Genomic DNA, 7659 nt, shown 5'->3' with positions numbered 1-7659 from the left:
TGTCCGATCTTTATAAAAGCCCGCAACCGTCGCGCCCGAGCAGGCCGGAGGCCTGAAACGCCGGGGAGCAACTGAGACGGCCGGCCGGAGCACCCACCCACCGGAGCGCGCACCTCGGATCAGCCGGAAAACAGCCGCAGCGCACACCCGACCCACCCGCACCCCGAGCTGACCTAGACCGGGGCAACCGACCGCGATCCGGCCAGGCGACCGCTCCGCCCGGGCCGTTGATCCCGGTCTGCCGTTACGCCTCGCCCGCCAGCTCGGCTCGAAGGGCCTCGGGGGTGGTGACGGGCATCCTGCAGGTGAAGCCGCGGCACACGTACGCCGCGGGCTCGCCGCCCACCAAACCCCGCCCGCCCAGCAGCGGAACCTCCCCGGAACCGGATCCGGAACCCGGATCGCCGAGCGCCAGCACCAGACCCGGTAGGGGAGACAGCAGGGCGGTCCTGTGCAGGGCGGTCGTCACCGGATCGCCCGCCGGGCCCACGATCGCGACCTCGATCGGACCGGACAGCGCGGCCTGGGCCGCGGCCAGCCCCCACCCGGCGAACCTCGCGTGTTTGCCGGCCAGCACGGTGACCGTGCCCAAAGCCGCCTCGGCGGCCTCGCGGTGCCTGGCCGAGCCGGTCAGCGCGGCGTACGAGAGCAGCGCGCCCGCGGCGGCGAACTGGCCGGACGGCGTGGCGTTGTCGGTCGCGTCCCGTGGGCGCTGGAAGAGCGGTTCGGCGTCGTCGGCGGTGTCGTAGAACCCGCCGGAGCCGTCGGAGAACCGCTCCAGGACGGTGTCGAGCAGCGCCTCGGCCCGGTGGAACCAGCGGACCTCGCCGGTCACCCCGTACAGGGTGAGCAGGCCCTCCGCGAGGTCGCCGTAGTCTTCCAGGACTCCGGCGTTGGCGCCGGCCCTGCCGTCGCGGGAGGTGCGCAGCAGCCGGTCGCCGTCCACGTGGAGCTCGTCGACCAGCATGGCCGCCTCGCGCGCCGCCTCGACGAGGTCCGGCCGCTCGAACAGGGCGCCGGTCTCCGCGAGGGCGGCGATGGCCAGGCCGTTCCAGGCGGCCACCACCTTGTCGTCCCGTCCCGGCCGTACCCGGCGGGACCTCGCGGCGAGCAGCGCGGAGCGTACCCGGGCGAACCGCTCCTCCTCGCCGGGGTCGGGGTCGGCGAGGAGCTGCAGCACCGAGGTGCCGTGCTCGAAGGTCCCGGTCACCTCGAACAGCTCGATCGCCCAGAGCCCGTCCTCCTCGCCGAGGACCTCACGGAGCTCCTCGCGGGTCCAGGCGTAGAACTTGCCCTCCACGCCCTCGCTGTCGGCGTCCAGGGCGGAGGCGAAGCCCCCCTCGGGGGTGCGCATCTCGGCCAGCAGCCAGTCGGCCGTCTCCAGCGCCACCCGCCTGCCCAGCGCGGAGCCGGTGGAGCGCCACCAGTGCGCGTAGACCCGCAGGAGCAGGGCGTTGTCGTAGAGCATCTTCTCGAAGTGAGGAACCACCCACTCGGCGTCCACGCTGTAGCGGGCGAAGCCTCCGGCGAGCTGGTCGTAGATGCCGCCCCGCGCCATGGCCTCCAGCGTCCGCCCGGCCATGGAGATCGCCGCCTCGGCGGTCGCCCGCCCTCCGTCTCCCCCGGCCGCCGCGCCCCCGGTGGCCGCGCCGTACCGCAGCAGGAACTCCAGCGCCATCGACGGCGGGAACTTGGGTGCCCCGCCGAAACCGCCGCGGACCGGATCGAAGGACTCGGCCAGGTTGTGCACGGCCCGGGTGAGCGTGTCCGGCGTGGGAAGCGGCCCGGACGGCAGCGCCGACCGCTCGTTCAGCGCCTCCACGATCTTCGAGCCCTGTTCCAGCACGGCCTCCCGCTCGCCGGTCCAGGCGTTCGACACCCCGGTCAGCAGCCGCTGGAACTGCTGCCTGGGAAAGTAGGTGCCGGTGTAGAAGGGGTGGCCCCCGGGGGTGGCGAAGACCGTCATCGGCCAGCCACCGTGACCGGTCATGGCCTGGGTGGCCGCCATGTACACCGCGTCGACGTCCGGACGCTCCTCGCGGTCGACCTTCACGTTGACGAAAAGCTCGTTCATCAGAGCGGCCGTGGCCCGGTCCTCGAAGGACTCGTGGGCCATCACGTGACACCAGTGGCAGGCCGAGTAGCCGACGCTGATCAGCAACGGCACGTTCCGCCGGGTGGCCTCGGCGAACGCCTCCTCACCCCATTCGAACCAGTCAACGGGATTGTCCGCGTGCTGCAACAGATACGGGCTCGTCGCGTCCTTCAAACGGTTCATGGGAGTCCTTTCTTGCGGGCGACCGGCACTGAAGCAGGAACCCTCACGGGCGACCGTGGGAATCGCCCTCGTTGACGAGCTGACGACGTTGACGATGTTGGCGACGGGGAGGAGGCAGGGGAGCCCTTTCCCGCGTGCGCGGTGCGTCAACGGTGGGTCCTCCTGTCAGTAGTGCCGGTCGCAGCCCTTTCCCGCGTGCGCGGTGCGTGATTCCTCTCGCGAGGTGCGCGGAGGTCGCGCGTCGTGGTTCTTCCCGCTCGCTGCCCCTCACACCAACCCCGGAGGGGGACGACGCCGCGAACGCGGGCGGGACACCCGTCGCGCGGTCGCCATCGCCATGATCGATCTCCGTGCGACCGTGGTCGAAATTTTAGGCCGTGAGCGACGCACCCGGGTGCGTCGCTCACATACGCCCGCCGGTGGTTCTGGTGAGGTTTGCCGGGGAACCCCGCCACATCCACGGGCGGAGCGGCCCCTCTTCACGGTGAAGCGGCGGGTCGGCGGGCGGCATGTGATCACGGACCACGTTGACCCGTACGTGGAACGGACAGAACTGACCGGGCGCGAGCCGGGAACGAGGGGGCCGTGATGACGAACGGACCGAACGGACCGAACGGACCGGGCAGGCCGAACGGACCGGGCAGGCCGGACGGACAGGACTGACCGAGGGCGAGGGGGCCGTGATGACGAACGGACCAAACAGGCCGAACGGACCGGGCAGGCCGGGCGGGCCGGGCGGGCCGGAAGGCAAGGCCGGTGCCGGGCGGATCGCCCTGCCGAGCGCGGTGCTCGGCGTCGGGCTGGGAGGGTTCGTCGACGGCATCCTGCTGCACCAGATCCTGCAGTGGCACCACATGCTGTCCAGCACGAACACCGACAACATCGGGGTGAGGTACTACCCGGTGGACACCGTTCCGGGGTTGCGGATGAACACGCTGTGGGACGGGTTGTTCCACGCGTTCACCTGGCTGGCGGTGCTGATCGGTCTCGGCCTGCTGTACTCGCGGGTCCTGCACTCCCGTGGCCGGGTGTGGAGATCGCGGAAGCTGTGGGGCTGGATCCTCGTGGGATGGGGGGTGTTCAACCTGGTGGAGGGCGTGATCGATCACCATCTGCTGGGCATCCACCACGTACGGACCGGGCCGTACCAGACCTGGTGGGATCTGGGATTCCTGCTCCTGGGCGCGCTGCTGGTGCTCGGCGGGTGGCTGTTGCAACGCGGTGGCGATCCGGTCGAACTGTGCGACGAGGGCGGGCGTACCCCCGCCGCGCCGACGTCGTGATCGCCCTGCCCCAGGGGACGCACGGGGTCCACGAAGGCCACGGGGTCCACGGGGTTCACGGGGGCGACCTGGTGGCGGCACTGCCGCCGACGGTCCTCGCCGTGGTGGCGGTGGGATACGTGCTTCTGGCGGTGCGGTGCGGCCGTGAGCCCAAGGGCTGGAGCCGATGGCGGACGGCGGGTTTCCTCACGGGCGTCGCGCTGGTCGTCGCCGCCGTGATCGGCCCCGTCGCCACGTTCGCCGGGACGGACTTTCGCGGGCACATGCTGCAGCACCTGCTGATCGGCATGCTCGCGCCGCTGGGCCTGGTGCTCGCGGCCCCGGTGACGTTGCTGCTGCGTTCGCTGCCGCCGGTCCACGGGCGGCGTGTCGGCGCGGTGCTGCGCTGCCGGGCGGTGCACCTGCTGACCGACCCTTGGATCGCGCTGCTGCTCAGTGTGGGGGCCATGGTGGCGCTGTACTGCACCCCGCTGTATCGGATCACCTCCACCGGCGGGCTGCCGCACCACCTGACGCACCTGCATTTCCTGCTGTCCGGGTGCCTGTTCGCCTGGGTGATCGCCGGTCCCGATCCGGCGCCGCGACGCCCTTCGGTCCCCCTGCGGCTGGTCGTGCTGGGGGTGGCGATCGCCGTACACACCGCGTTGTCGCAGCTGATGTACGCCGGACTCCTCGTCGACGTGCCGGTGCCGGCCGGACAGCTGCGCGGAGCCGCGGAGATCATGTACTACGGCGGGGATATCGCCGAACTGCTGCTGGCGTTCGCGCTGGTCAGCACCTGGCGCCCCGCGCGGGCGGCCGGCCGTGCCGGCCCCGGATCGAGCCCTGAATCGGGCCCCGGATCGAGCCCTGAGGCTTTCCCGGCGGGCCCGGTGTCCCGGTACGGGAGGTGACACCGGGCGGGAAGGTGTGTTCGCGGCGCTTCGGGCGTAGGCTCACTGGGCGTGGATCTCGACTTCGTCTGTGTGCACGCCGGAAGGGCGGCTTCCGAGCTGACCCGGCGTGATGTTGCCCGCGCGCTGCTCGCCGTGCCGTCAGGGGTGGCGCTGGTGGCGCTGCCCGATCTGAGGCGGGCGCTGCTGGCGGCGGGAAACCCGCTGTCGGTGCCCTTCTGGGACTCCGCGAAGGCGACGCTCAGCGCGATCGAGTCCGGCGCCGCGACCGTGGGGGATGTGCAGCGCTGGATGGAGTCCACGGGCACCGAGCCGCTCCTGCTCACCCCGAGCTTCTTCGTCTGGCCCGAGGAGGACGAGCGGGGGCCGGTCGGTGAGGAGATGTTCCGCGGGCTCGTCGCCCACCTGGAGGAACGGGTCGCGGCGGGGGAGGTCGACCCGGACGCGCTGGCCCGGGGCGACGAGGGGGCGAGGGAGGCCTACGCGGACCTTCAGGAGCGCTGGCTCACCAGCCCGCTGCCCGACGGCCGGGTCCCCGGGACGGCGGTCTCCGACGAGCAGGACGAGGAGCTTTTCGCGGCCTGGGACGAGGAGGAGGCGTTCGCCCTGAGCGAGCTGCGGCGCATCCTGGCCGAACTGCCCGACCCCGAGCGGCCCGTCAGGGAGTTGCGGGCCGCGGCGAGCAGGCTGCGCGAGGTGCTGGGCAGGCCCGGCTATCCGGGCAACGTGCTGCGGGCCTGTGCCGGGTACGAGGGGGAGCCGCTGCCGGCCGACGACGAGGAGCTCTGGCTCACCGTCACGGCGGGCATCGCGGGGCCGATCTCCGACCTGTCGGAGGAGGACGACCGGCTGGAGATCTTCTCCGATCTGGACGGGGAGCTCAGCCACGAGGACTCGGTGCTGGCCGCCCTGTGCGCGATCCACCACGCCGACTGGCTGGCCGTGGTCGCCGCCCTGGCCAGGCGTGGCCCCGGGGTGCTGGCGTCCCCCGAGCGGATCGCGAGGCTCATCGCCGAGTCGGAGGACATCGACGTCGATCTGGACGAGCCGGAGGACCTGGAGGCGGCCGAGACGCTCTTCAGCTCGGTCACCCCGCTCTGGGCGTGCCTCGGGATCGTCGACAGGACCGAGGTGCTCACCTCGCTGGGCCGATGGGGGCTACCCAAGGCGCTGGAGCGCGCCTGGTCCTCGACGGACACCCTCGGCGACTGACGGGGACGCTCGCGTACGGACCCCGTACGACCGGGAGGAAGCCAGGATTCCGACGCGTGCCCGTACGGCTCAGGGGAGCCCTCGTGAGCCCGCCGGGGCCAGGCCGCGGCGCCGTCCGGTGACCGGCGACCCTCGGGTGACCTTCCGCCCTCGATTCCCGGCCACCGACTCCCCGCTCTCGGTTTCCGGTGCGAACCGCGAGGTCAGGCTTCCTCGTCGAGGAGGTCGCGATAGCCCTCGGGCACCAGATCCCGGTATTCGGGGTGGCGCCGGATGTAGCGGGAGATGAACGGGCAGAGCGGCACGACCGACCGTCCCGACGAGCGGCTCGCGTCGAGGGCGGCGGAGGCGAGCCTGCTGCCCAGGCCCTTGCCCTCGTGCTCGGGGAGGATCTCGGTGTGGGTGAAAATGATCTTCCCGGCGCGCAGGCGGTACGCGGCGAATCCGGCGACCTCGCCCTTCAGCAGGATCTCGAAGCGGAGGGCCTCAGGGTTGTCGGAGACCTCGATGTCGTCGGCCATGCTCGTCCTCGCTCGTTCTCGGGGGTTACCGGTTCGGCCCACTGCCGTGCGTGTCGCACGGTGGCCGGTCGGGGCCGTGGGGCCGGGGATGTGGGCGATCACCCCGGGCACGCCTGAGGTGCGCGGGGCAGCCGGAGTCAAGGAGAGCTAGGGAGCGGTCGGCGTCGTGGTGGTGACGTCGGTCTTCTGCTCCCTCAGCTCGGCCTCGGAAGGGACCTCGATCCTGGAGATCTGCTTCCTCATCGACTTGACCAGCATGTAGAGGGCGAACCCCAGACCGGCGATGACGAGGAAGCCCAGGAGGCCCGGACTGACGTCACCCTTGGTGACGATGTCGAATGCAATCACATGTCAAGTTTGCCACCGCCACCCCATGGTCGCGTCAGCGGCAGGCGTGCGAGACCGTGTCCGCGGGGACCTCCGCGTGGACGCCCGTGAACAGGTCGTCCTCGGGAAGCCCGACGTCCACGAGCGATCGGGCCAGGTGGTAGTCCTCGGTCGGCCAGATCTCGCGCTGCAGGTCGCGCGGGCAGACGAACCAGAAGCCGTCCGGGTCGACCTGCGTGGCGTGCGCGAGCAGCGCCTCGTCGCGGAGTTCGAAGTAGTCGCCGCAGGGGATCCGGGTGGTCACCGGCCACTTCTGCGGGCGATCTTCCCAGCGGGAGATCCAGTCGGCGTACGGGGAGCCGATGCCGCGGGCGTTCATCGCCTCGTGCAGCGCCTCGAACCGGTCCTTGGTGAAGCCCATGTGGTAGTAGAGCTTCATGGGCTGCCAGGGCTCGCCGGTGCCCGGGTAGCGGTCGGGGTCGCCGGCCGCCTCGAACGCCTCGACCGAGACGCGGTTGGTCATGATGTGGTCGGGGTGCGGGTAGCCGCCGTCGTCGTCGTAGGTCAGGATCACGTGCGGCCTGAACTCGCGGACGGCCGCCACCAGCGGCGCCGAGGCGATCTCCAGCGGCTGCAGGGCGAAGCAGCCCTCGGGCAGCGGCTCGCTCTCGTCCTCGGGCAGGCCGGAGTCGACGAAGCCCATGAAGCGCTGCCGCACGCCGAGGATCTCGCGGGCGCGCTCCATCTCCAGGCGCCGGACCTCGCCGATGTTCTCAAGAATCTCCGGGCGGTCCATCTTCGGGTTCAGGATCGACCCGCGCTCGCCTCCGGTGAGCGTACAGACCAGCACGTCCACGCCCTCCGCCACGTAGCGCGCCATGGTGGCGGCGCCTTTGCTCGACTCGTCGTCGGGATGCGCGTGAACGGCCATCAGCCTGAGCGGTGCACTCACCAAAACCTCCTGAGGATGTTCCGGCCTTCAGGCCGGGGAGGAGTCGGGGGCGGGAGGGCCGCCGAGGCCCGAGCGTGTCCTGATCGGTCGGTCATTTGGATCGGCTTCTTTCTGTGTCGTGTAGCCGTAGCCGTCCGCGCGTTGAAGATGGCGGACATGGCGGTGGTTGATCCCGGTGATGCGGCCGTGCCGG

General features: G+C 71.3%; 7 protein-coding genes. 3 read left to right on the top strand and 4 right to left on the bottom strand.

Features of this window, described 5'->3' with window-relative positions; translation table 11 throughout:
• Positions 1-244: 244 nt before the first annotated feature.
• On the bottom strand, positions 245-2278 hold the full coding sequence (locus tag ABT352_RS40515; protein WP_350950395.1) for a thioredoxin domain-containing protein: 2034 nt from the start codon (positions 2276-2278) through the stop codon (positions 245-247).
• Between the two features lie 683 nt (positions 2279-2961).
• Between ABT352_RS40515 and ABT352_RS40510 the strand changes: the two genes are divergently transcribed.
• Genes ABT352_RS40510 through ABT352_RS40500 form a run of 3 tightly spaced genes read left to right on the top strand, consistent with a single transcriptional unit; the run spans position 2962 to position 5666 of the window.
• Positions 2962-3561, top strand: coding sequence for a DUF2243 domain-containing protein (locus ABT352_RS40510; RefSeq protein WP_350950393.1), 600 nt, complete (start codon positions 2962-2964; stop codon positions 3559-3561).
• The gene (locus ABT352_RS40505) at positions 3519-4454 is read left to right on the top strand and encodes a cytochrome c oxidase assembly protein (protein WP_350950391.1); all 936 of its coding nucleotides are present in this window, start codon (positions 3519-3521) and stop codon (positions 4452-4454) included. The genes ABT352_RS40510 and ABT352_RS40505 overlap by 43 nt, the downstream gene beginning before the upstream one ends.
• 51 nt (positions 4455-4505) lie before the next feature.
• The gene (locus tag ABT352_RS40500) at positions 4506-5666 is read left to right on the top strand and encodes a hypothetical protein (protein ID WP_350950389.1); all 1161 of its coding nucleotides are present in this window, start codon (positions 4506-4508) and stop codon (positions 5664-5666) included.
• Positions 5667-5869: 203 nt separating this feature from the next.
• Here ABT352_RS40500 and ABT352_RS40495 read toward each other — a convergent pair whose 3' ends face one another.
• The 3 genes from ABT352_RS40495 to mca form a co-directional block, all read right to left on the bottom strand.
• Positions 5870-6187 (bottom strand): GNAT family N-acetyltransferase, encoded by a 318-nt coding sequence (locus tag ABT352_RS40495; protein ID WP_350950387.1) that lies wholly within the window; start codon positions 6185-6187, stop codon positions 5870-5872.
• Positions 6188-6334: 147 nt separating this feature from the next.
• Positions 6335-6535 carry a hypothetical protein gene (locus tag ABT352_RS40490; RefSeq protein WP_350950386.1) on the bottom strand — a complete coding sequence of 67 codons (201 nt, stop codon included), beginning with the start codon at positions 6533-6535 and terminating at the stop codon, positions 6335-6337.
• A gap of 34 nt (positions 6536-6569) precedes the next feature.
• A complete protein-coding gene (gene mca, locus ABT352_RS40485) occupies positions 6570-7466 on the bottom strand; it encodes a mycothiol conjugate amidase Mca (protein ID WP_350950384.1) in 897 nt (298 codons plus the stop codon).
• Between the last annotated feature and the right edge of the window lie 193 nt (positions 7467-7659).

Origin of the sequence: Streptosporangium sp. NPDC000563 (assembly GCF_040299985.1) — a bacterium.
GTDB lineage: Bacteria > Actinomycetota > Actinomycetes > Streptosporangiales > Streptosporangiaceae > Streptosporangium.
This window is presented reverse-complemented; position numbering and strand designations above follow the sequence as displayed.

Coding starts and splice junctions, on each gene's coding strand:
- ABT352_RS40515 (WP_350950395.1), bottom strand. CDS start 2,278: ATGAACCGTTTGAAGGACGCGACGAGCCCGTATCTGTTGCAGCACGCG.
- ABT352_RS40510 (WP_350950393.1), top strand. CDS start 2,962: ATGACGAACGGACCAAACAGGCCGAACGGACCGGGCAGGCCGGGCGGG.
- ABT352_RS40495 (WP_350950387.1), bottom strand. CDS start 6,187: ATGGCCGACGACATCGAGGTCTCCGACAACCCTGAGGCCCTCCGCTTC.